18 protein-coding genes are annotated in these 25833 nt (G+C 44.3%); 8 read left to right on the top strand and 10 right to left on the bottom strand.

Annotation, left to right across the window (positions count from 1 at the left end; all coding sequences use genetic code 11):
- Window positions 1-158 precede the first annotated feature (158 nt).
- A complete protein-coding gene (locus tag M2444_RS19165; protein ID WP_280787771.1) occupies window positions 159-1277 on the top strand; it encodes a peptidoglycan DD-metalloendopeptidase family protein in 1119 nt (372 codons plus the stop codon).
- A 40-nt stretch (window positions 1278-1317) separates the two neighbouring features.
- Window positions 1318-1767 (top strand): bactofilin family protein, encoded by a 450-nt coding sequence (locus M2444_RS19160; protein WP_094871437.1) that lies wholly within the window; start codon window positions 1318-1320, stop codon window positions 1765-1767.
- Window positions 1768-1776: 9 nt separating this feature from the next.
- Here the strand turns inward: M2444_RS19160 and M2444_RS19155 are convergent, their stop codons facing one another.
- The 5 genes from M2444_RS19155 to M2444_RS19135 form a co-directional block, all read right to left on the bottom strand.
- Entirely contained in the window at window positions 1777-2565 is a 789-nt protein-coding gene (locus tag M2444_RS19155) for an ABC transporter permease (protein WP_094871436.1), read from the bottom strand.
- The gene (locus tag M2444_RS19150) at window positions 2558-3469 is read right to left on the bottom strand and encodes an ABC transporter ATP-binding protein (protein ID WP_094871465.1); all 912 of its coding nucleotides are present in this window, start codon (window positions 3467-3469) and stop codon (window positions 2558-2560) included. The genes M2444_RS19155 and M2444_RS19150 overlap by 8 nt, the downstream gene beginning before the upstream one ends.
- Before the next feature lie 218 nt (window positions 3470-3687).
- The gene (gene gltB, locus M2444_RS19145; RefSeq protein ID WP_094877695.1) at window positions 3688-8283 is read right to left on the bottom strand and encodes a glutamate synthase large subunit; all 4596 of its coding nucleotides are present in this window, start codon (window positions 8281-8283) and stop codon (window positions 3688-3690) included.
- Between the two features lie 364 nt (window positions 8284-8647).
- Complete coding sequence (locus M2444_RS19140) at window positions 8648-11002, bottom strand: YhgE/Pip domain-containing protein (RefSeq protein ID WP_094877693.1); 2355 nt, start codon at window positions 11000-11002, stop codon at window positions 8648-8650.
- A 204-nt stretch (window positions 11003-11206) separates the two neighbouring features.
- Window positions 11207-11782, bottom strand: coding sequence for a TetR/AcrR family transcriptional regulator (locus M2444_RS19135; RefSeq protein WP_094871433.1), 576 nt, complete (start codon window positions 11780-11782; stop codon window positions 11207-11209).
- Between the two features lie 268 nt (window positions 11783-12050).
- Here M2444_RS19135 and M2444_RS19130 point away from each other — a divergent pair, with 268 nt between their 5' ends.
- Window positions 12051-13238, top strand: coding sequence for an MGDG synthase family glycosyltransferase (locus M2444_RS19130; RefSeq protein WP_094871432.1), 1188 nt, complete (start codon window positions 12051-12053; stop codon window positions 13236-13238).
- 235 nt (window positions 13239-13473) lie between these two features.
- Here the strand turns inward: M2444_RS19130 and M2444_RS19125 are convergent, their stop codons facing one another.
- From M2444_RS19125 to thpR, 3 genes are all read right to left on the bottom strand, one after another.
- Window positions 13474-14157: a metal-dependent hydrolase gene (locus tag M2444_RS19125; protein ID WP_280787770.1), complete on the bottom strand. Its 684-nt coding sequence runs from the start codon at window positions 14155-14157 to the stop codon at window positions 13474-13476.
- Window positions 14158-14231: 74 nt separating this feature from the next.
- Window positions 14232-15122, bottom strand: coding sequence for a cell wall hydrolase (locus tag M2444_RS19120; RefSeq protein ID WP_094871430.1), 891 nt, complete (start codon window positions 15120-15122; stop codon window positions 14232-14234).
- Between the two features lie 77 nt (window positions 15123-15199).
- Window positions 15200-15802, bottom strand: coding sequence for an RNA 2',3'-cyclic phosphodiesterase (gene thpR, locus M2444_RS19115; protein ID WP_094871429.1), 603 nt, complete (start codon window positions 15800-15802; stop codon window positions 15200-15202).
- A gap of 88 nt (window positions 15803-15890) precedes the next feature.
- On the opposite strand from thpR, the gene M2444_RS19110 reads away from it, so the two are divergent.
- Together M2444_RS19110 and M2444_RS19105 are read left to right on the top strand one after the other, a co-directional pair.
- The gene (locus M2444_RS19110) at window positions 15891-16847 is read left to right on the top strand and encodes a D-2-hydroxyacid dehydrogenase (RefSeq protein ID WP_280787769.1); all 957 of its coding nucleotides are present in this window, start codon (window positions 15891-15893) and stop codon (window positions 16845-16847) included.
- Window positions 16848-16925: 78 nt separating this feature from the next.
- Window positions 16926-17159 (top strand): GrpB family protein, encoded by a 234-nt coding sequence (locus M2444_RS19105; protein ID WP_280787768.1) that lies wholly within the window; start codon window positions 16926-16928, stop codon window positions 17157-17159.
- A gap of 131 nt (window positions 17160-17290) precedes the next feature.
- On the opposite strand, the gene M2444_RS19100 is transcribed toward M2444_RS19105, so the two are convergent.
- Both M2444_RS19100 and M2444_RS19095 read right to left on the bottom strand, forming a co-directional pair.
- Window positions 17291-22087 carry a glycosyl hydrolase gene (locus M2444_RS19100; RefSeq protein ID WP_280787767.1) on the bottom strand — a complete coding sequence of 1599 codons (4797 nt, stop codon included), beginning with the start codon at window positions 22085-22087 and terminating at the stop codon, window positions 17291-17293.
- A 314-nt stretch (window positions 22088-22401) separates the two neighbouring features.
- Entirely contained in the window at window positions 22402-23811 is a 1410-nt protein-coding gene (locus M2444_RS19095; protein WP_094871426.1) for a deoxyguanosinetriphosphate triphosphohydrolase family protein, read from the bottom strand.
- A 190-nt stretch (window positions 23812-24001) separates the two neighbouring features.
- On the opposite strand from M2444_RS19095, the gene M2444_RS19090 reads away from it, so the two are divergent.
- The 3 genes from M2444_RS19090 (at window position 24002) to M2444_RS19080 (ending at window position 25778) form a co-directional block, all read left to right on the top strand.
- Window positions 24002-24310 (top strand): hypothetical protein, encoded by a 309-nt coding sequence (locus M2444_RS19090; protein WP_256989878.1) that lies wholly within the window; start codon window positions 24002-24004, stop codon window positions 24308-24310.
- 42 nt (window positions 24311-24352) lie between these two features.
- On the top strand, window positions 24353-24976 hold the full coding sequence (locus M2444_RS19085; protein ID WP_094871425.1) for a class F sortase: 624 nt from the start codon (window positions 24353-24355) through the stop codon (window positions 24974-24976).
- 166 nt (window positions 24977-25142) lie between these two features.
- Window positions 25143-25778: a polysaccharide deacetylase family protein gene (locus tag M2444_RS19080; protein WP_256989877.1), complete on the top strand. Its 636-nt coding sequence runs from the start codon at window positions 25143-25145 to the stop codon at window positions 25776-25778.
- Window positions 25779-25833 lie beyond the last annotated feature (55 nt).

The raw sequence follows: 25833 nt of genomic DNA, 5'->3' as shown, positions 1-25833 counted from the left end.
GACTCTAGTACAGGTTTTGCCGTAACTCTCTTTCTTTATTCAAACAAACCGTTGTCATGTTCCCGAAAGATATGGAATACATAGAGTAGTAAGACAATTCGGGATGAGCCTAATGCAAGTAAGGTCGTTAGCTTCGTGTATCGTAAGGCGGCTGCCATATGCCGCAGAAAGGAGAAGCCATGAAGAGTCAGCCAGATCATAACCGGATTACGCTGCTCGTCGTAAGGGATGTCGGACGCCCAGTCAAACAACTCCACATCTCCAAGCCACTTGCGTTCGCCCTGCCGGCAGCAGCAGCCCTGTCCCTCTCCAGTCTGGTCACCTCTATGCATTTCCATGCCTCGCAGTCGATCTCACAACTGGAAGCTGAGGCAGCCGCACTATCACTAACCAATCTCCGCATGGAAATGAAGGTCGCTGACAAGGATAAGGATCTAATGCAGCTTCGTACTCAAGTCAGCGAGCTATCAGAAGAGGCAGATCATATTAAAGACAAGCTGAAGAGTGTAAATGCGCTGGAACAGGAGCTCCAGTCTTTGATTAACAAAAGCAAAGGCTCCGCCACTGAAACAAAAGAATCAAAAACGGGATCTACTGCTTCAAATTCAACCTTAGGCTTATCGAGCCGTAACGCTATGCCAATCCCAAATGAGACATCTTTTAAAGCTACAATCACATCACAGGTAGGCGGAGAATATATCGCGTCTTATCAGAACGAATCACTAAATCTGGTGGAGGAAACAAAAGACGATTTCGAAGAGATCCACGGTATGCTCGATGAAATGGTAGAAAGTATTACTCAGACTATCACTCTGGCCGAGCATGAGAATAACGTTCAAGCAAATCAACAGGCAAAAAAAGCTCAGGCTGAAAAAGCCAGACTAAATGCAGCGGTACTCTGGCCTACCGATTCTAGGGTCATCTCCTCAAGCTTCGGCTACCGAACAGATCCTTTCAAAGGCTTATCCGCGTTCCATTCAGGTGTCGATATTGCCGGGAACTTAGGCGATCCTGTATATGCCGCCTTAGACGGAGAGGTCGTTACCTCCGAGCAGATGGGTGCGAGAGGCAAGTATATCGTGATAAAGCATTCGAACGGGCTTGAAACCTGGTATATGCATCTGCAGGCAATGAATGTATCTGCGGGAGACAAGGTTAACAAGGGGCAGAAGATTGGCTTACTTGGAAACACTGGTCGAAGCACAGGACCTCATCTTCATTTTCAGGTAGTGAAGCAGAATAAAACTGTGGATCCCTTGGATTATGTTAAACCCTAAATGTTAATGTGAAAATATATGAACTAGGAGGAATTTATACATGTGGAACAAGCGGCAGCAGCGTGCCCCTTTCAAGTCTACGGACTCTCTGATTGGTCATGGGGGTACGCTCGAGGGTAAAGTACATTGTGATACGAACCTGAGGATTGAAGGTACCTTTAGCGGAGAAATTATATGCAGTGGTGTAGTCACTGTAGGGGAGGAAGGCACGGTGCGCTCCAGTATTAGAGCAGAAGAGATCGTTATCGCTGGTAAAGTATATGGAGATGTTACCGCAGATCGTAGGCTCATTATGACTGGTACTGGCGAGCTACACGGTAATATTTCTGCAGGAGCACTCAGTATTATGGAGGGCAGCCTGCTTAACGGGTCCATCGCCATGCAGGAACAGCCCACCTCTGAACAAGCAGGTGAGCTCAAAAGTAATACGAAAAAGGACAAGTCAGCAAAACGTTCCTCCAAAGCAGAAGAAACGCTTGAAGCCGGTTAATCCTATTTTTTATCCAGCAACGTCCCGTTTACGGAAGACAAACCAGGAAACTGCTAAGAATATAACATAATACACTGCTAGCACAGCAATGGAGAAGCCTAGTGTGGCACCACCTGGACCAACATCAGATCCCATGTAGACCCTTAGATCCATATGAGTGAAAATTAAATATCTGGCCCATTCGAACACATCCGGATTAAGCAAAGCAGCGAAAATACCTTGGGCAAACATGATGAACATAGATAAACCAATCGCCAATCCACTTGCCCGGAATACGGAAGAGATCATAAAAGCAAGTGTAACCGTCAAGAAAAGAGTGACATAGCGGCATAGGAGATCTATAAAGGAATACTCAGCAGGACTCCAAGCTGCAATCGAAGACAGTGTGTCTCCAGTTGGTGAGGCGAAAATAAACGATGCAGCTAAACCAAAAACAATCAACACTGCAGTACAAAGCAAGCTAAACAACACAATGCTAATGTATTTCGAGAGCAAGATCTGGGAACGGCTCCACGGGCGAATCAGCAGCATTTTGATGGTTCCCCAGGTAAATTCGCCCGCTACGGAGTCAGCGGCTATAACAACAACGAAGATCGTATTCAGGAAGAATACAACACTCACTATCATTTGGAAGCTGTCCCAAACGCCTAAGCGTGATGCAGGGTTATCCGTTGTGAAATACATAAGAGCCGGAAGAAACGCACTAAACACGGCTAGAATAATCAGCATAATCCATGTGCGAGCACGACTGTATATCTTGATGTTCTCATTATGTATCAACGCTGTAAAATTACTCAATTCCTTCACCTCCTGTAACCTCTAAGAATTGATCCTCAAGTGTACGGGCAAGTGATTTGATACTGTACACTTTAATCCCACCAGCCACTAGTCTGGCATTAAACTCCGCAATATCTTCACGTGCCGCCTCAACTACAAGCCCACCGCTCTTTAATGTTCCTTGTCCAATGAGAGCAAGTGCAGCTTCGGCATCGTCAACCTCAAACAAGGTTTCTCCGACAGGCATTGTAACATTGCCCACCTCTTTTAGCTGTTTTACCTCAAGCAGTTGCCCATTCTGAATAATGGCTACACTGTCACACATGAGCTCCATTTCGGAAAGTAAATGGCTGGAGACAAATACGGTTGTTCCTTCTTCACGACAGAGTAGGCGCAGATAGTCACGAAGCTCACGTATGCCTTGGGGATCAAGCCCATTGGTTGGTTCATCTAGAACCAGTAGCTTTGGTCGGTTTAGTAGTGCCTGAGCTACTCCAAGTCTCTGACGCATACCTAGGGAATAAGTCTTCACTTTGTCATGAATCCTTTGACCAAGCCCGACCAGCTCCACAACCTCATCAATCCGTTGCTTACTGACTCCCGGTACCATCCGTGCAAATTGTCTAAGATTCTGATACCCGGACAGAAACTTGTACATTTCAGGATTTTCTACAATAGCCCCAACACTTGCAATAGCCTCTTTATAATTATTTTTAATACTATGACCACTAATCAGGACATCCCCACTGCTAATGGAAATTAATCCCACCATCATTCGTATTGTTGTCGTCTTCCCTGCTCCGTTTGGTCCCAAAAACCCGAATATTTGACCCGGTGGGATATCAAGCGTTAAATTGCTCACCAGCGTCTTAGAGCCTATTTTCTTGGTAACTCCCTGCAGACGGGCAACAGGTTCAGACATCATTTCTGTATTTGACACAGTATCACTTCCTTTCATTTACAAACAAGTTTACCATACCGTTTTTTTCAGAAAATTACAAAAAAGAAACAGTCTAACGTTGTTTAGACCGAGGATTCGATTCAATTGGAACAAAAAAGGACCTGGCCTCCCGCAAACGAAAGAGTCCAAGTCCCTTATATTACTTCATTCAATATTACCCGTTTTTTTCAGAATACAGGTATTTAGCCACCTACACGTGCAAGCTCGCGCATATTCGCTTCAAATGCAGCCATCAAAGCAGCCTCGCCGGTCAATCCGGTTTGCTCCACTTTGCGAATCTGCTCCATCATCCGTTTGTAATCCTTCGGAATGACCCGAACAAACTTCGGCAAGCTATCTGCCCAGTGATCCAATACCCGCGCTCCCGCCTCACTGCCTGTAAGCTCTACATGACGGCTAATCAGCTCGCGCAGCTCTTCGATCTCTTCTGGCTCTTCCACTCTCTCGAGCAAGACCATTTCGAGATTGCAGCGGCCGATGAAGGATCTCTCTGGATCGTAAACATAAGCGATACCACCTGACATCCCTGCCGCAAAGTTACGGCCTGTTTCACCAAGAACCACCACACGGCCTCCGGTCATGTATTCACAACCGTGGTCACCCACACCTTCTACAACAACCTTCGCTCCAGAATTTCGAACGGCAAAGCGTTCACCGGCGATACCGTTGATATAAGCTTCTCCAGCTGTTGCTCCGTAGAATGCAGTATTTCCGATAATGATATTGTCCTCAGCTGCAAAGGTAGCTTTTGGAGAGGGTTTGATAATAATCTTACCACCCGACAGTCCCTTACCAACGTAGTCATTGGAATCGCCTTCCACCGTAAGTGTGATCCCCTTAGGTACGAATGCACCCAAGCTTTGACCAGCAGAACCGGTGAAATGAAGACGAATCGTATCATCAGGCAAGCCGGCTGCCCCGTATTTACGTGTCAGCTCGCTGCCAAGGATGGTTCCAACGGCACGATTAACGTTCGTAATCGGTAACGATGCTTCTACAGCCGTTCCAGATTCCAGTGCAGGTGCAGCCAGATCCAGCAGTTTAGAGACATCAAGCGTCTCTTCCAGACCATGATTCTGACGTTTACTGCAGAAGCGCGTGCTTCCCTCTGGCATTTCCGGTACATGCAGCAGACTACTCAAATCTACGCCCTTCTTCTTCCAATGCTGCGAAGCTTGAGCAGCGTCTAAGCAATCTGTACGGCCAACCATCTCTTCAATCGTACGGAAGCCAAGACTCGCCATAATTTCGCGTAAATCCTGTGCCACAAAGGTCATAAAGTTAACTACATGCTGTGGATCACCCGTAAAGTTCTTACGAAGATCGGGATTTTGTGTTGCCACGCCAACCGGACATGTATCCATTTGGCAGACACGCATCATGATACAACCCACAGCTACTAACGGAGCAGTAGCGAAGCCATACTCTTCAGCACCCAGTAATACAGCTACGGCTAGATCGCGTCCGCTAAGCATTTTTCCGTCTGTTTCCAGTACAACGCGGTCACGCAGATTGTTCAGCATCAACGTCTGATGCGTTTCAGCCAAGCCAAGTTCCCATGGAAGACCTGCATGACGAATGGAGTTCATTGGAGATGCACCTGTCCCCCCGTCATAGCCACTTACCAGGATAATATCAGCACGCCCTTTGGCTACGCCAGCAGCAATCGTACCTACTCCGACTTCAGAGACGAGCTTAACATTAATGTTTGCACGTGGATTGGCATTCTTCAGATCATAGATCAGCTCTGCCAAATCCTCAATCGAATAAATATCATGATGCGGCGGAGGTGAAATCAAGCCCACACCCGCTGTTGAACCGCGTACTTCAGCCACCCATGGATAAACTTTACGTCCTGGAAGCTGTCCGCCTTCCCCTGGTTTAGCACCCTGAGCCATCTTAATCTGGATCTCATCAGCGTTAACAAGGTAGTTAGATGTAACTCCAAAACGTCCGGAAGCTACTTGTTTAATCGCACTGCGACGGGAATCGCCGTTGCTGTCCGGGATATAGCGGGCCGGATCTTCTCCACCCTCACCAGTATTACTCTTACCACCGATCCGGTTCATTGCAATAGCGAGGGTCTCATGCGCTTCCTTACTAATGGAACCAAAGGACATCGCACCCGTCTTGAACCGTTTCATAATGGACGCTACGGGTTCTACTTCTTCTAAAGGAATCGGTTCATATGCTGACTTGAACTGCAATAAAGAACGAATTGTCTGATGCTTCTCACTTTCACCTTGAACCAGTGCAGCATATTTCTTGTACATTTTATAATCTCCACTACGCACAGAGTGCTGAAGCAGATGAATGGTCTGCGGGTTGAACAAATGATCTTCCCCATCGTTTCGCCATTGATAATCACCACCGGAATCAAGCACTTTATCATTTCCGTCTTTTTCAGTGAAAGCACGGTTATGATGGATAAGTGCCTCGGTTGCTACTTCCTCCAGACCAATACCGCCAATGCGGGAAGGTGTCCAAGTAAAGTAACGATCCACGAACTCCGAGTTCAGACCCACAGCTTCAAAAATCTGCGCGCCCCGGTAGGATTGAATAGTAGAAATCCCCATTTTGGAAAGAATCTTAACTACGCTCTTAGTCGCAGCTTTAATATAGTTCTTCACAGCCTTCTCATGCGAGATTCCCCGCAGTAAGCCTTGGCCGATCATATCATCCAAACTTTCAAAGGCCAGATACGGATTGACTGCACTCACACCATAACCAAGCAGAAGTGCATAATGATGGACTTCACGAGGTTCACCGGATTCAAGTAAAATACTAACTTTTGTCCGTGTTCCCTGCCGGATCAGATGGTGATGCAAGCTCGATACCGCAAGTAGAGCAGGAATCGCAGCATTCTCACGGTCCACACCACGGTCCGTCAGAATCAGAATGTTATGACCTTTAGCCATAACGCGATCCGCAGCCTCGTTCATACGCTCAAGCGCGATACGCATTCCTTCTGCTCCGAGCTCAGCCGGGAAAAGAATCGGAATAGACATCGACTTGAAGCCTGCTCGACGAACATGACGAATTTTAGCAAAGTCTTCATTCGAAAGAATCGGTGTGTGCAGCGAGATTTGGCGACAGCTTTCTGGTTCTGGTTTAAGCAAGTTACGCTCTGGTCCAATCGTAGTCGTAGTAGAGGTAACCAGCTCTTCGCGAATCGCATCGATTGGCGGATTCGTAACTTGAGCAAACATTTGTTTGAAATAGTTATATAGACGCTGCGGACGGTCAGAAAGCACCGCAAGCGGCGCATCATACCCCATGGAACCTACAGCTTCAGCGCCAGTAGATGCCATTGGCTCAAGCACCTTGCGCAAATCCTCAAAAGTATAGCCGAACGCTTGCTGCAGCTGCTGCACATTGTCATGCTTAGGATTGGGTAGCTCAGGCGCATCTGGAAGCTCTTCGAGACTAATCAAATGCTCATCCAGCCACTGGCGGTAAGGCTTCTCGGTGGCGATAGCCGATTTAACTTCCTCATCGGAGATAATGCGGCCTTCCTTCGTATCCACGAGCAGCATGCGTCCAGGCTTCAGGCGGTCTTTATATAAGATGTCCTCTGCTGGAATGTCCAGTACACCCGCTTCGGAGGATAGAATAATCATGTCGTCCTTTGTTACATAATAACGAGCAGGCCGCAAGCCGTTACGGTCCAAAATAGCGCCGATTTGCACACCATCTGTAAAGCCCATTGCAGCAGGTCCGTCCCATGGCTCCATCAAAGTGCTGTGATATTCGTAAAAAGCTTTCTTGTCGGCGTCCATACTGTCATGATTGCTCCATGGTTCAGGGACCATCATCATGGCTACCTGCGTCAAGGAGCGTCCGCTCAAATAAAGAAACTCAAAGGTATTATCAAACATTGCAGTGTCCGATCCATCCGGGTTTATAACAGGTTTGATCTTGCTCAGATCTTCGCCGAACACTTCACTCTTGAACAGCGACTGGCGAGCATGCATCCAGTTCACATTTCCGCGCAAGGTATTAATCTCACCATTGTGGATCATAAAGCGGTAGGGATGCGCACGTTCCCAGCTTGGGAAGGTATTCGTACTGAAACGGGAGTGAACTAACGCGATTGCTGATTCCAGCTCTTCGTTCTGCAAATCCAGGTAGAATTGTCCGACTTGTTCTGTAGTCAGCATGCCTTTGTACACGATCTTACGACATGACAAGCTTGGGATATAGAAGGCTTCAGCCTCTTCTACACCACCGTAGCGAATCGCAAGTTCTGCACGTTTGCGAATGACATAAAGCTTACGCTCAAAAGACAATTCGCTCGTAACCGAGGCCGAGCGACCGATAAACACTTGGCGCACAAAAGGCTTTGCAGCCTTCGCTGTTTTGCCTAGCATTTCATCATAGGTAGGTACATCACGATAGCCGAGTACTTCCTGACCTTCTTCAGCAATAATTTTGCTTAAAAGAGCCTCATGCTGAGCCCGAACTTTCTCGTTTTGAGATAGAAAAATCATGCCTACGCCATAATGGCCTTGTTCCGGCAAAGCAAAGCCAAGCTTCTGGGCTTCACTAGCAAAGAAACGGTGCGGAATTTGCAGCATGATACCTGCTCCGTCACCAGAGTTGGGTTCGCTACCTTGTCCGCCACGATGCTCCATATTAAAGAGCATTGTTAAAGCGTTACTAACAATATCATGGGACGGTTTGCCTTTAATATGGGCTACAAATCCCATGCCGCAAGCATCTTTTTCGAACTGGGGATCATACAGGCCCTGTTTTCCGGGCAGTTCAGTGTGTCTCATCGAACGCAACCTTTCTATTATAAAGTATGGCGTAATCTTTGGAAAATTTTTCAGATTAAAATTTTAATAATTATTCAAGCCAGATTAGTGCTATTATTTTATCACCGAGGTGACAACAGCGCAATTTAAACTTTTTTATGATGCTGATTAACATTTCTTTTTGCGACACAGCTTTAGTGGACAAAAGTTTAAAAAAACTCATATGTGTATAATTATGCATAATTGACGCATAAGAACTTATGCAATGAAAGCGTTTCAAGAATTTTCATTGCCCTTGAATGTTTGCAAGAAAAAGGGTTCTATGATTTGAACTCAAAAAAAGCGTCTCCCGGAGGAGACGCTTTTTAATTACTTTTTTTTAAAATTATACAGTCAGAGCCTGTTCACTATTCATTCCAGCTTCATTGTCCCGACTGCGGGTCATGAAGTAAGCGAAAGTAAGAGCAAGGAATCCAAGACCGAAGATTGCAAGCACACCTACATCACTCCACATTGCACTGAAGTCCCCTGTAGAAATTACTGATTTAAAACCACTAACTGTGTAAGTCATAGGAAGCAGTGGGTTAAAGAATTTCATCCAGTTCGGGATCAATTCAAGTGGGAATGTTCCAGCACTAGTTGTTAATTGGAAAATAAGAATAACGATAACAACAAAACGTCCCGGTTGATCCAGCCAAGTAACAATGGATTGTACTACCCATGTGTAAACTAGACTAGTCAAGAATGTAAACAGGAAGAATAGCGGTACACTTTGTACTTCTAGTCCAAGTCCGTACAATACAACCACAGCAGCCAGCATAGACTGGATAAAGCTCATGATTGAGAACGTAAGCGTACGGCTGATAAAACGATTCAAACGGCTTGCGCCAATTACAGCTGATTCACGCATTGGAATAACAATCGTAGAAATCAGAGCACCTACGAACAACCCAAGAGATAAGAAGTAAGGAGCAAACCCTGTGCCATAGTTCGGTACATGATTTACAACCTGATCCTCAACCACAACCGGTTGTGCGAACATTTCCATCATTTTATCTGACTTATTCACGCTGCCTGTTTGTTCAGCAGCTTCACCAAGCTTAGTTGCAAGTTCTGTGGATCCAGATTTCAGATCATCCATCCCATTCTTCAGCTCGCCTGCACCATTAGCCAATTGTTTGGAACCGTCAGCTACAGCACCAATGCCGCTACCTAGTTCACCAACACCACTGAGTAATTTCGATGTACCATCTCCGAGTGCTTTACCACCCTCAGCAAGTTTGTTACCTCCAGCTGCTGCTTCACTAAGCTTCGCACCGAACTGTTTCATACCTGCTTGTAGCTTATCGCCACCTGTTACAAGGGCTGACGCACCTTGTGCCAATTTTTGTTGTCCTGCCAAGAGCTGAGTGCTACCAGCATTTAATTGCTGTGCTCCATCATGCAACTGGGTTACTCCAGCAGAAACCTGCTGTGAACCAGCATGCAGCTGAGTTGCACCTTGTGCAAGTTGCTCTTGCCCACTGTGAAGTGCGCTTGCTCCTTGTGCTAACTGTTGTTGGCTTTGTTGCAGTTGTTCACTGCCTTGTGCAACAGCTGCACTAGCTGCTAGGAGCTTCTGTACGGCTGGATTTTGTGCCAGCTCAGGACTAGCCTGTGCCAATTGCTGCAAACCTTGAGCGACCGCTTTAGCACCCTCAGTAACCTTTGTGCTACCTTCTGCGGAAGCCTGCAAGCCTGCTTCCAGCTTCGCGCTGCCATCAACGGAAGAGGTCAAACCTGCTTCCAGCTTCGCGCTGCCGTCGACTAAAGATTGTGTTCCTGCTTGTAGTTTAGCAGTACCATCCACAGCAGACTTCGTACCTGCTTGAAGCTGTGTGGCACCTGTTACAGCTTGCTTCAAGCCATCACTAAGCTGTTTACTGCCGGCAGCGCTTTGTGCAACGCCATCTTGAAGCTGTGTATGAGCAGCCGACAATTGTTGCAAACCGCCTGCCAAAGTGCTAGAACCCGTTTGAATTGCGGTAGCACCTGAATTTAAATCAGTCACACCTTTAGTCAGTGGTTCTAAACCATTTTGAAGCTTGCCCGTACCTTCAGTCAGTACAAGAAGATTCTCTTTCAGCTTCAGTGCGCCGTCATCCAGCTTACCTGCACCATCAGCGATCTTGCTAGCTCCATCTCCCGCTTCGCCAAGTCCTTTAGATACATCAGTAATCTGATTGAATACAGAATCCACATAAGCCTCAGTTACCTTAGCGGATACTTTAGATTTAATTTCTGCTACAGCCGTTCCGCCGATTTGACCGGCCAGGAAGTTGTAGCCTTCATTTGGCTCATAAATAATTTTTGCCGGTTGTGGTTCATCATCCAAAAGCGTTGTTGCTTTAGCAGAGAAGTCTTCTGGAACAATAATCGACATATAATAGGTATTGTCCTTCATTCCTGCTTGCGCTTCTTCTAGTGAAACAAAGTTCCATTGAAAGCCATCGGTTACCTTAAGCTCTTCAACCAGATCATCTCCGGCCTGAAGTTGTTTTCCTTCATAATTAGCACCGACGTCTTGGTTGACCACAGCAACCGGTAACTCATTCATCTTGCCATACGGATCCCAGAATGCCTTTAGGAAGAATCCGCTATACATCACCGGAATAAATAGGATGGCAATCATCGGAATCAGCACCTTTGGATTTCTCAGTGCTGCGCCAAGATCCTTGGTAAATACGGATAATGATTTCATTCTGGTTCTCTCCTTATGAGCTTATGCTCTCTTTAAAATGCTTTGTTTGCGAAATATTACGTAACACTAGGTGACCACTTTCCCCATTTGGTCAATTCAGGGGATAAAAAAACGCCTCTCGGCTCTTCTTCAATGCCTATAACAGCTTGGAAATTGTTAAGGGAAAGCGAATCTGATCACGCCATCCCTACCCTGAATCAACGCTTACTGTGCCAATCCTTCGGCGAGAAACAAATGAAAGTACATCTTGATCTGTTCCTTGTCCAAGGGAGTATGTGTTTTATTCAGTTCAGCAGTCAATACAATATATAGCCTGAACATGACTACAGATACGATTTTAGGATCGCAAGGTTTGATTTCTCCCTTTTGGAGCGCTTGTTGCACCTCCCGTTCTAAATATTCTAAAACTAAGTTCTCGATCTTCTCGAGCCCTTCTCCTGCCTGCGGCGTTCCGAATTCGCGACTCTCCTGGGAAAGCTTGATGAATAGCTCCTGCTCACTTCGAAATTCCAGCAGGGCATCCAGCACACGATGCAGGTTATCAAAGAAAGGTCTGTCTCGCCTGATCTCGCGATCAGCAATCATCTTCATTTCTACCATCATATCGCGCAGGATCTCATCAAACAATTGCTCTTTGTTTGTAAAAAAGGTGTAGATGGTTCCTTTCCCAACATTTGCGATCTTAGCAACCTGATCCATGGTAGTCGCCTTATAGCCGAATAATGAAAAAGATTTTGCTGCGGCCTGAAGCACCTGCTGTCTTCGATCCACCACTGCCACCTGTGCTCACTTCCTTTCTCCAGAAAATATCATTACCGCTGACTATCTGACCACTTTACTAATCCGGTCAATTGGTCATTCATTACTTTAACATGAAGCCTTGCAGTTTGCAATACTTTAGAAAATCTTTTATTTTTTTATTTATTGCAGGGTTTTAACTTTCTATTTACGTCTTATTTGTATAATGTGATTAGAGAACAGTTTTCCCTCATTTATATTAAGAAGAAATTCCGCATTTCTATTGAAAAGGAAAGTAGCAGGTGAACTTATGCGAAAGAAAAGAGTACTGCTGTTTTCGGAAGGCTTCGGTACGGGCCACACAGGAGCAGCCTATGCTCTGGCCGAAGGAATAAAGCTGCTGAATCCGGATGTCCAGTGCCGAGTCATCGAGCTAGGTAAATTTCTTAACCCGATGGTCGCCCCATGGATTCTTTCCGCTTACCGAAAAACAGTTAGCAGCCAGCCTAAGCTGGTCGGCATGATGTATAAGACACAATATCATAAATCATTGAACCCGTTGACTAAGATGGCACTTCACCGGATTTTTTATACACATGCCTCTCAAGTGATCGAACAGCTAAAACCTGATTTGATTATTTGTACACATCCCATTCCGGCTGCTGTCATTTCCAGACTAAAACGTCGTGGATTGGAGGTTCCGCTGTATACGTTAATTACAGATTATGATGCACATGGTAGCTGGGTAAATTCCGAGGTCAATCGATATCTCGTCTCTACCCCACGCGTCAAATCAATTCTAACAGGCCGAGGGATTGCTCCTGAGCTTGTAACGGTCACCGGCATTCCTGTGCATCCGAAGTTCTGGGAACGATCCAACAAGACGCTGCTCCGTAAGGAACTAGGTCTAGCCGATATCCCTACTGTTCTTATAATGGGTGGAGGCTGGGGACTGATGTTCGGCAAAGAGATTATGAATTCACTCACAGCCAGAATGGATAACATCCAGCTCATCTTCTGTATGGGCAGTAACGAGAAGCTTATAGCCAAAATGAAGTCCAATCCAAGACTTAATCATCCTAACGTCAGGATTCTTGGATACACCAGTGAAATCAATAAACTGATGGATGCTTCCGACCTTCTAATCACAAAACCTGGCGGTATGACCTGTACCGAAGGTCAGGCTAAGGGAATTCCAATGCTCTTCTATAAAGCTATTCCAGGTCAGGAAGAGAAAAACTGCCAATATTTTGTAGAGCTTGGACTAGCAGAGGTACTTGACTGTGAGGTAGTAAACAAATGGTTCTCTATGATGCTCCGTGAGTATTCTGTTCTCGAAGAGCAGCGTAAACGCCGTCTTGCCCCTGATAAACATCAACCGCAAAGTTGCGCGACTACCGTTCTGCAGATGTTAGGCAACCCCGCAGACAAAACAGCTGATATTAGAGGAGCAAGATCTCAAGCCCGAGGCGAAGAGGCTGTGTGCATTACACCATAAAACATCCCCACGAAGCGGAGCTTTTCTTCAAATATAAGAATGTAACTTTTACGCTATACATTATCTTTATATTTCTACGAGAAACGGTTATCGTCTTTAATAGACGACAATCTCGTTTCTTCTTGGATGCGTAATCAGGTACTTTGTGAGGTCCCAATTATATGTAAAGAAAAGTAGATAGCCGGGAAAATCCCCGGCTATCTACTTTTTTGTGTAAACATGTGATCGGGATTTATTAAATCTCTATACTTTCACCAGCTTTAAGCGGGAACCCCTCTATCCCCTCTTGTCGCAGACGAGTACAGAAATCCATAGCATCTTGGGCAATATCCGGAAATGTATTGTAATGAAGTGGGATGACCTTGTCCACTTGAAGCCAGAGCGCAGCAAGGAGCGCATCATCCGGTCCCATGGTCAGCATATCGCCAATTGGCAGAGCCGCCAAATCAATCGCAGTTCTTTCACCAATCAGACGCAGATCGCTGAATAGTGCGGTATCACCTGCATGAAATAACGTCTTACCCTCTATCGTCAATAAAATACCTGCGGGCTGTCCAGCATAAATCCAAACGTCGCCTTCCTGAATCGATGAGGAATGAAACGCCTGAGTATATTTAACAGTAATGGCATCATAAATATGACAGCCACCTATATTCATATGTTTAACCTTGGCACCCTTCATCCGGCAATATTCTGCAAGCTCAAAAACAGCAAAGATCGGACAATCATTTTGTTTGGCAATTTGCACAGCATCACCTAAATGATCCAAGTGACCGTGAGTCAGCAGGACAGCATCTACAGTAATATCATCGGGTGAAATACCGGAGTTCGGATTCCCTGACAAAAAAGGGTCAATAATAACTTTCGCTTGCTCTGTTTCTACCAGCAGTGCTGAGTGTCCGTAATAAGTGATCTTCATGACAATTCTTCCACCTCCAGGGTTATTTAGTCTAGTTTACCCTATAAATAGCTGAGGTTCACAGAATAGGTCAATTATTTATAAAACGTATGATTACCAATGGTCTTCACATACTCCTGCGAATGATGTACGGTAAGATCCTGCGCAAGCTTAAGCGATAGGAAAAAATAAGTATTATCAGGAACTTCCTTCACGCCAGAGAGCGCTGCGTTCACCGCTTTAATACTATCATCATTAGGTTTGACACGTTTAAGACGCCCGTTAGCTACAGGACTGAATTGATGCTTTTGATAAATGACCTTATATATCGTGTCGGGGAAATTGGCTGACCGCAGCCTATTCAGAACAACGTTGGCAACTGCCACCTTGCCCTGGTACGGTTCACCTTCCGCCTCTGCCATTACAATCTTTTGTAGCAGAAGCAGTTCTTCTTCGGATACTGCGTAGCGCCGGGTTGCTTTACTTTGCTGCTCCTGGCTTAATAGCTCGGTCCGAGAGAAGTATAATGTTGTGAGGGGATTTTTCTGAGATGCCGAGACTGTCTTAACTACAGTCTGAGCGCTCTTTTTCGCTGTCGCTTTCTGCGCAGCTGAATTAGATTGTGCTACATCAGCCTTTACCCGAACTATGGAAGCCTGCGATGTATTTTGTGGCTTTATTTTATTCTTACTAAGCCATTCTACACTTTGCTCTGGTTTCCAAGTGGAACTGAACAGATTAACTGTGTTGTAAAGCTTATTCGTTTGTGAAACTTTTGTAGTGCCCCTCGTCTTACTAGATTTTGATTCTTCTTGCAAATAATTAATTACCGATGCTCGGCTGGTGGATTGCAGCTTATCCATCTGCACACTATCTATTTTCCCCTCGGCAACCTGATTAGGCTGCATTAAGCTTATGGCAGAGAAACACACTAGTATAACGCCAACAAGCAACGCGATACAGCGGTTTTGTTTAAAGATTAACATGATATTCCTCCTATTTCACGGCACATTCCTATTGTATGTAACCGAAAACGGAAGCTTTGAAAACTTAAATACCGAATTTAAAATGTAATATTTTCAATCATTTCATACATAGGAATGGCATACATTCTGGTAGCATACAACACAAAACTATCAATCGTCCAGTCTCTATGAAAGATTTTCGATCTTTTTTCATCATCCAATTTCAGTAAGTTTTCCAGCAATTTATCATCAAATGAAATTTTTCCAAGGTACTTTCGAGCCACTGTGAGATGTGGTTTGTACTCCCTGGATTCGGCCGAAAAACCTAAAGGAAGTGTCGCAGCGTGTACTCTCGCAGCCAGTAAATTCAGCTCTTCTAATTCGCCGGAAACCCCTACCCATAAAACTTTTGGAGCCTTCGGCAGACCAAATGTATTCCATTTATCTAAGGATAGTTTGAAGGGACGGCATTGCTCTGACATCTGCTTCAATGACCTGATTAAATCCGGGATTTTCGTCTTTGGGGTATCTCCTAAAAATTGCAGGGTAATATGATAATCCTCTGGATGAGTCCATTTTGCAAAATGAAACTTATGTGATAGGTTAGAGCACTCTTCCGCCACAACTTGTTGAAGTTCTGAAGGTAATTTCACAGCAATAAATAATCGTTCTGAATCTTTATCCGACACGTTAGCATCCATATCAATTTCACCTTCTCCTATAGATTTGGTATCCTTATCCTATAACATTATCCATTTTCATCAAACCTTATAGCAGGAGGAATACATCATGACTAAGTCCATAGTATGTTTACAACCACTTACAGCCGAACAACAAGAAAGGATTAAAGCAGCAGCCCCCGGTTATACATTCACACAAGGTGACGGCAAAAATCCGGATTTACAGCTGCTAGCTGATGCTGAAATCGTAATCGGCTGGGCTAAAGGCATCGCCGATACGCTTCTTCGTCCAGATTCGCCCCTTCGCTGGGTCCAATCCTGGTCTGCTGGAATTGAGAAACTCCCGTTAGAGCGTTTTAAGGAACGTGGAATCCTATTGACTAGTGGGAGCGGAGTGCATGCCGAGCCTATTTCTGCGGTAATTTTTGGTTTCATGCTTCTCTTCACACGTAATTTGCACACAGCCGTTCGCAATCAGATGAACCGTTACTGGAATTCTGACGGAAGTGAGAGTGAATTGTTCGGAAAAACAGCCGTTATTGTTGGAACTGGAGCCATCGGCAGCGAAACTGCCAGAATAGCTAAAGCATTCCGGATGAAGACGATCGGAGTAAGTCGCTCAGGCAAGCCACTCGCTGATTTTGATCAAGTATATACCACTGACCATCTGCCAGAAGCTGTGAGCCAAGGCGACTTCATCATCAATATACTCCCTATCACCGATGAAACTAAGCAATTATTTAACACTCCAATCTTTTCTGCCTTTAAACAAGGTTCCTATTACATTAACGTTGGACGCGGAGCGACTACTGATACTGAGGCTCTAATCCATGCACTGAATCGCGGTCAGCTTCGTGGTGCGGGATTGGATGTTTTCGAAACCGAACCCCTCCCGCAGGATCATCCGCTTTGGACTATGGAGCAGGTAGTCATCACTCCTCATTCTGCTGGCATAACCGATCAATACACTAATCGAATCGTAAATATTTTTACCGAAAATATAAATTCCTATTTATCTACTGGCACTCCATCCCTAAATCTCGTTGATTATGCCCGCCAATATTAAATTTAGTATTTGATTATTAAGAACACTTGTTCTATAATAAAAAAATCCAGGAATCAAACATAAAGAGAGGTTAGCCAAATGGATGTTACTGTCGCACAATACAATGAGGAATGGAATCTTATTTTCCAAGAAGATTCTCGTAAGATTAAAGAGATCTTCGCTGATGCACTTATTGATATTCACCATATTGGCAGCACTTCTGTTCCTGGGCTAAAAGCTAAACCAATCATTGATATGATGCCTGTTGAACGAAATATCCGAAGGACATTGAAGCCTAAATGGATGGGAAAGAAGCATTTGTCACTGAACTAGAAAGAGCAGCGCTTGAATGGTATTCAAATCATTAACTATAAACTGATCATACAAAATAGTCCCCGCATGTCCATTAGACAATCCTAATGGACATGCAGGGACCCTTATTTCACACCTGGATCGCAGCGCTCTTAATTAGAAGCTATGATTTCGTCAATATAAGCTGTAGCGGTTCCAGCCGTAGAAGGTGTAACAAACTGAATGCCAATGGCATCCACTTTTTTCAAATTATCAGGCGATAGATTGGAATTGTTGCTGAGATCAATCGTGAACTCCGTGAATCCATCCTGAGCAGCTATCTTCGCACCCGAATCGACCCATACTGCATAACCCCCTAATTGAAGAAACAGCTTGGCTTGGACATCAGGATGGTCAGAGAGTATTCTAACTTTAGCAGTAAGCTTGGAGAATAAGCTCAGATCAAGCGCAGCTACTTTTGTTGCTGCTATAAAAGGATCTTTATCTTCTCCATTCCATGCGAAATCAAGCTTCAAAGATTGATTACCTTCAGCATATACATCAGAAGATACTGTGGCTGTACCAGAATTAATAGACCAACCGTCGTTACCCGTCTCGAAGCCAAAGTGAACATCCGGGACAGCTTTCTCCAGAGATACTTCCTTCAAGTAAAGCTTCGCAGTTCCTCCATCATTGGAAACATCCTCAATTTTAATCCCAATCGTCTTTACAGCAGCCAAATCTACGCTCAAGCCTGCTGCTGCAGTCGGCAGTGAAATAGATAAGGTCGTATAGCCCTTAGAATCTATAGGCACAGGATCGCCGCTGTCGCTCCATTTCCAGTCCGCACCTGTCTTGATGAATAGACGCGCTTTAGCCGCACCACTCGAGAGCCTAACCTTAGCGCTGATCGTATCGAGCCCTGTAATATTCAGCTTCTCAGGATTAATAGCGAGTTCAAAGGATTCTTTGGAGCTGCCATTTGCATCATTGCCGGTATTAATCAAATCAAATTGTACACTTGCCGCTTCTTCATTGGCATCAAATGCTGGAGGTTGAGCGTTAGCGGACGAACCGTTAGTTGTAGCCCACCCTGTAATATCAGATGAGGTAGTGAAGGCGTATAACACGCCAGGCGCATGTCCCTGCGAACCTCCATTTTCTTCTCCCGACATATCCGGAAGTGTCCCGTCATAGACCGCTTGAATATCGTCAAAGTAGAGCGAACCTTCGTGGCTATGTCCGTCCATCGCATTCACATACAAATTGAAGCTCTGAACCTGCTTCAATCTTTCCTGTGTAAGCTCTCCCGCTTTTCCCCAGCTCATCTCCGTCAAATTCTTCAAACTTAATATTATTTTACCGTTCTTGTCTGGATTAATGACCGGATAAGCTTCGAAATATCCACCATCAATGACAAGCTGCACCACTAGCTTAAGCGGCTCACCTTTCTCAGCATAAGCGTTGTCTCCATCGGAAGCTACCCACATACTGAGTGCATTATAGTCGGACCAGTCCAGCGAACCCAGACTTTTACCTACTCCGGTATAACCTGCATTATTAATCGTATAGTGCAGTTTCATTCCGTAATCCCCGGATGCCTTATGCTCGGAGCTTAAAGATACGTTCACATCATCTCCGCCAGCCTTAGGATATTTGGCTACCAGCGCTTCATCACTTGAGCCATAAGATTCATAATTATCTACCAGTGCTTTGTCAGCAACAGGTGCAGTATACGTATTATAAAGACCGATATTATCTACATAGATCGGCAATTCACCTTCCACTTCCAAACCACTGCCAACCAGGGATATCGCTAGACCAGCGGCTTCCGCTGATTTAGCAGCATTATCCAGATCAACCGAAACATCAAATTTATAATATTGTGATCCACCCATGTTAACTTTCTCAAGATCGGACAAAGATTTATAGGATGAGTCCATGCCATACTTTGTATCCCAATCTGGCGGCAGCTGAATCACACTGCGTACCGCAGCATTGTTAGCCTCATTCTGAGCAGCCTCCGGAATTAACACGGAGAACTTCACACGTGTAACTTGAGACAGATCCACTCCATCCAGTGCAAGATCATTCAATTGCAGCTTCAGTTCCTGCCAAGTATCCTCAGCAGACAGCCCTTCAGTAATGTTAATAACAAGCTTACCGTCCGCATCTAGTGACGCATGCTGCAAGACCGTCTTGATCATCTCTGCGTTATTGGCGAGCCCTGACCAAGTACCATTATTTTGAATTTGCTCCAGATCCTTATCTGTATCAAAAGTAAGTACCTTTATCGGCGCTTCGCTGATTTTTAAGAACACTGAATTAGTTTGCGTAAGTGTAGATTCTCCAGTTCCATATGCTTTTACTGTAATCTCTGCTGAACTGCCATTCAGACCAGCTTCTGGCTGCCAGGAAGCGCTATAGTAACCGTCCGCACCTAGCTTCATTTCCACCTCCACTCCAGAATCACCCACAGTATAAGTCACTTTGCTAGGCACTGCATTTAATACTTTGGCCCGAATGACGGTTACAGCATCTGTTATTGTACTGATATTATTCGGAGTTACGATGTGGAGGAAAGGTTTCTTTCCTGCCACTTCAACCTCGAGATTGTACTTATTATCTTCTTTCACATCGCTCGCAAAAGCCGTGAAATCATCTTTATAGAAATTCACAAAATCAGGAAGCAACTCATGATCTGCTTTGTTAGGAACATTCTTATAAGGAACATACAGATTGTTACCTTCACCAAAGTTCGCCCAAGTCAGCATATATGATATTTTTGCCGCATCAGGGTCCGCCTTGATCGCATTCAATACTTTAGTAAACCATTCCAGCTCATTATTGCCTGTTGTTTTCATACCAGCAGCACTATAACCATACTCAGATAGGGTAACAATCTTACCTTTGTCTTGAGCAAGCTGAGAAATCATTTTAAGGTCTTTAACAAGACCACTCAGGAAAGCCTCCGAACCGGCATTCTCCTTGTTGTCATACTGATCCATTCCAAGAATATCAACAAATGAATCACCCGGATAAGTCGTTAAATATTCACTTTCATTTCCATTAAAAGATCCGTTTGGTGAGAATACATAAAGGAAGTTATGAACGCCTTTAACATCACGTAGATATTCAACTGTATATCTGTACAGTTCCGCGTATTCACTCTTTGTCGTTGTAGCCGCACCCCACCAGAACCAACCTCCATTTTGTTCGTGGAAAGGACGGAACAGCACTGGAATCAGGTTTCCATCGTCATCCTTAAGATTGTTCGCAAAATCAGAGATGCGATCCAGATATTTATTAAACTCTCCATTCCTATCTCCGCCCGGCAAAATACGTGATACTACGGAGTGCGTTGCTCCTTTGGAATTGCCTGTATCATTAAAGCTTCCCCCCGTAACAAAATTGTACGGATGTGTACTTAGCGTTACAATACCCCCCAAATCATGAGCCTGCTTCATGGCAGCTGATAACCCCAACCTACTCGCTTCATAATCTCCGCTAACGCCAGGAGGATTCTCATATCCATCTAAACTAAGAGTGTCCCAACCAAAAACCCCGGGATAATCACCAGTGGAGCTGTATACGTCAGAAATAACATTTCCGTTCTTATCCTTTCCGGCAAAAGAGACGGTAGTATCATGCTGATGACCGAACATCACTTGTTTACCGCTCATGCTATCCAGATAAGCAAATAACGATTTGGTAGCAGCCGATGCATCTACGTCAACGATATGAACACCAGCTTCCGGTGTTGCCGTTGGAGCAGCTGTTGCTGTAGGTTCCGGAGTAGCCGTCGGTACTGGCGTTGCTGCAGGCTCTACACTAGTACCACCTGAGCCCCCAGGCGCCGGTGTGCTTGTTCCCTGTTCTACAAGAATTCCATCCTTCACAGTGTATGTTCCTGCTACTAAAGTCACTCCATTTAAGACTACAGAGGAAGCACTTACTACAAGTTTGCTAATGGTACCTTTTGTTGTAATCAACGTTCCCGTTGCACCGTTACCAATCACAAGCTGATCGATTGTAGAACCTGAGCCTACTTCTATAATAGAAGCACTATCAATAGACAGTTGAGTGATGATCGTACGGCCCTCTACAACGACCCGAACTTTTCCTTCAGGACGATTCACTTTTACAGCAGCCAATTCAGAATTTTTTAAATGAATCGAATGCTCACCACCACCAGATATAAGTACATTTCCTTGTACAGTTACATTCTCCAAGAAACCCTCACCATTACCAATACCGGAGGTAAGATAAAGGTTGCCTGATGCAGCTATATTCTTTAGTTCAACCCCACTCTGGTTAATGACAACATTCCCTTGGATATCTCCCCCAGTGAATGTACCGGCTGTGTTGTAGTAGCCGCTAACCAATCTGTCAACGATAGTGACTACCTCTGCCCTTGTAATTGGGTCGCTCGGACGAAATGTACCATCTGGATAACCGGATAGAATTCCACTCAATGCTAGGGTAGCCCCTTTAGCGTAAGCGCTGATGGATGCTTGGTCTGTAAAGGTACTCGCTTTAGTGTCAGGCTCTAGTGAAAAAACAGAAGCAATTAATGTTGCAGCATCCTGACGAGTTACTTCAGTATCCGCTTTCGCTTTATTATCAGGAAAACCTTTGTAATAGCCAGCTTGCTTCGCTATAGATAAAGCGCTTGCATACCAGGCTTTAGCGGGTACGTCCGAGAATGACATTTCCGAAAGAGTGCTAAATCCAAATAGCTTATTAATAATACTTACAAGCTCAGCACGCGTTACTTTATGATCCGGCTTAAAAGAGCCGTCCGGATAACCTTGAATAACACCATTACCCTGCCACTTCTCTAAACTTTCTCCAGCCCAGTGGGCCTTGAGGTTTTCATTTGTTTTTCCGTTAGCTAGCGCAGGCACAGCCATTGTAACGAGCATTACTGCTGTAAGAAATAGAGCAAAGCTTTTTTTGAACCTCTTCATTTGTTTTACCCTCCCGTTTTGTAAAGGTTTTCATTATTACTCAAGCAGAAGATTCGACTGCTTTATCAACCCCCATTTATTCCCAATAACAATTTAGTTATTATATTAGCATCAATATATCATAGTAACAATAACTTATTTTAATAAATAGCAATATTTTTAGAAAAATCACTGAATTTCAAGGTTTATAAGCATAAATATATTCGAATAAATAATAACAAAACACTAACGAAATATTCCTTGTTCTATAAAAACAAAAAAAAGGCCAGTTCCAATGAAATGGAGGCTGGCCTTAATTTAATCTTCTCTTTTATCTAATCCAAGTCATAAATCGATCCGACTTTCAACCCGTATAGCTCATTGTATATTTTCTCCGCAAAGGCATCCGTCATCCCTGCGATATAATCAATCACCATATGTTCCCACGTCCAAATAGGATTTGCTTGTTTCTGATCCTTCTCGAAGCGTTGCAGCCAGTCCGATGGAATAATGGCTTTGGATGTCTGCGGATCAAGAAAAGCTCCCCATAGACGGCGCAGAATCCATTCACTACGTTTCTGAAGCCGCTGTACTCGTAAATCACGAATCATCGTGACCCAAGCGAAGCTTTTTAGCACACTTACGGTCCGCAGCATATCCTCATCTTCTTTTCCTTCCTTTATAAAGGTGACCTTCTTCCAGTCTCCATCAGGAATCACCCCAAGACTTGCGACAAAGGTGCTGACCCAATAAGCCTTAACTTCACGCCGAGTTCTGGAATAGTCGTTCTCACAGGTTGGCATCTTTTCCATCCATACTCGAAGAAATGAACTAAGCACCTCTTCTACCTTAGCACGAATCCCGTCCTCCTCCCAACCCTTCCAGAAGAAATCCTCTAACGTTGTAATTTTCTCTACGATCAGCCGCTGAATATAGGAATCATGCATGAAGTGTTCATGCACTTCAATCTTTCCAGCCTTAATTCCATCCTCCAAATCATGTGCAGAATAAGCGATATCGTCGCAAAGGTCCATTAGCTGAGCTTCCAACGTTTTCTTACCTGCTGGAATTCCCCACTCTTTGCGAATCTCCGAAATATATGCCCATTCGTGAAGGTACATCCCCTTCTTCAGTGAGGTACCAGGAAACGGATATTTATTAATTCCGAGAAGCACAGCATCCGACAGATTTAAGCCATCAATATTCTCCCGCTTCTCCAGAAACATAATCAGCCGATAATTATGAGCATTTCCTTCAAAGTGCTCATAGCGCTGCTTCATCTGCTCATGAATGAGCAGCCTATCTGGACCTGTTGCTCCAGATTGCAGGGCAGCCTCATTCGTCTTCTTTTCAATAAGCTGGTCCAGAATGTTATCCAGTACCTCTTCCCCTTTATGCCCAAATGGAGGATGACCAAAATCATGAGCAATAGCCGCGCATTCTACGACCTCCGGATCAATTACAAGTCCTGGGTTCTCCGCTTTACTTGTCTCTACCTCTGGATAAGATCTAAGCAGACTTTTCGCTGCCTCACGAGCAATCTGAGCGACCTCAAGTGAATGAGTTAGACGCGTCCGGTAATAATCACCCGTGCCAGCCCCGAACACTTGAGATTTGCCTTGCAGCCTACGAAAAGTAGGCGAATGGATCAAGCGAGAATAATCACGCTCATAAGCAGCTCTCGACGTTTCTAGGCGGGTAATTTCCGGATATTGCCGGTGTTCTCTTTTTTCAATAAGTGTCATATTCCCACCCCTAACCAATTGTCTATATATTGAATTTCATTATAAGGCATTTTCATAACAATTTTCACATCAAAATACAAAATGCTATACCAATCCCAAACTGCAATGGAAGCAATCCACCAATCTAAAAGCCACTGAAATGGAGATATTAATCTTCGTAGGGAAAAAACATCTAGGAGGGATCCACTAAATGATTATGAAGAAATTGTCCGTAGCTCTTTTATCCACTTGCTTAATGCTATCCGTTGCTTCTGCGGCTTCCGCTTCTGCTGCACCAGTCGAAACGAAACATGAGAAAAAAATGATGCATGCTGAGAAAATGAAAAAAGAAAAAGAACATAAAATGCATGAAAAGAAAATGCATATGAAGAGCCACTCCACTAAAGGAATTCATGCAAAGAGCATGAAGGCTAAAAGCATTAACACTAAGAGCATTCAGATGAAAGCAACAAAAATGCCAAAAACAGGCCATGGCGGTGCTAGCGAACAAACTGAATAGGGAGGATGAAAGAGGGGAAATCCCCTCTTTCTTTTCTTAAACATGAAAAAATGGATCTCTTCATTAATCTTAACCTTCATCACTCTAACTACTGTCAGTTGTACTGACTCACATTCGCAGGAAAGCAGACCAGAAACGAAGTCACTACAAATACAGCAGCAAGAAACGATAACGCCTACTAAAGCTATTCAAAAGATCGATATTAAACCATCATTACCCAAACCTATCCTGCCTACTCAGCTTAGCATTCCAGCTATTAAAGTAAGCGCCAAAATAGAGACCGTTACGTTGCTTCCAGATGGACAAATGGACGTCCCTAAGGACAGCAATATTGCAGGAATTCTGTATCCAGGAATATTGCCAGGCGCTAAGGGAAATGTGATTTTAGACGGGCATGTGGATAGTTATATAGGTCCAGCTATTTTTTTCAACCTCAAAAAGCTTAAGCACGGTGATGAAATTACGGTATCCAATGCGGACGGGCGAAAACTAACTTATAGTGTAGAGTCTGTAGAAATCTTCACCACTGCTGAAGCACCCTTGGAACGAATCTTCGGTAAGTCTACTGAAGCCAGAATGAATCTTATTACTTGTACAGGGAGATATAGCAGAAAGAAGAAAGAACATGAAAAAAGACTGATTGTCTTTACAAAACTGAAACTATGAATATTTTGACCCTCCAAAGGAGCATTCTAAAATAAAAAAAACAGGTGAATTCATGAAAACTAGCAGCAAAATTATGATGACTACCCTCTCTCTCTTGTTATGCTTCACGAACTCCGCGCTAGGTAGCCCGAGCAAGAACCGCGACTACTACGAAAAAAGAGGAGACATGATTTGGGAAGTACATACTAACCAAAAAGTGATTGCATTAACGTTTGATGACGGTCCCGACCCTTCTGAAACCGATCAAATATTAAAGGTATTGAGTCAATATCATGCGAAATGCACCTTCTTTGCCATAGGAAAAAGAATTGCAGCGTATCCAGATGTGGCGAAACGAGTCATTTCCGAAGGACATGAATTAGCTAACCATACCTACAATCACGTTTATTTTAGAAAACCTATTAATAAAGCCCAGTTTGAGCGGGAGCTTAATTTAACCGAAGAAGAAATCATCAAGGTTTCTGGAAAGCATAGCGCTTTGTTCAGACCCCCGGGTGGCATGTATGACGAGACACTAGTTGATACTTCAAATAATATGGGCCTAAAGCCAATTTTATGGTCCTGGCATCAAGATACTCGTGACTGGAATCGCCCTGGCGTGCAGAGTATCGCGAACAAGGTTATTCGAAATGCACATAATGGTGATATCGTCCTGTTTCATGATCATGTGCATGGACAATCTCAAACCAGAGAAGCGCTCAAAATTATTTTGCCGGAATTAGAAAAGCAAGGTTTTCGATTTGTCACCGTTTCAGAATTAATCAAATTATCCAATACACAGCAAGCTGGTAAACCACAGTAGCCTAATTGCACAGGACTTCAAAATAAGGTAGTCTTGTCCTATTATGAAGTTCTGG

Source organism: Paenibacillus sp. PastF-3 (assembly GCF_029893135.1).
Taxonomy (GTDB): Bacteria; Bacillota; Bacilli; order Paenibacillales; family Paenibacillaceae; genus Paenibacillus_AQ; species Paenibacillus_AQ nitricinens.
Note: the sequence above shows the minus strand (reverse complement) of the source record. Positions and strands in the feature narration are given on the sequence as shown.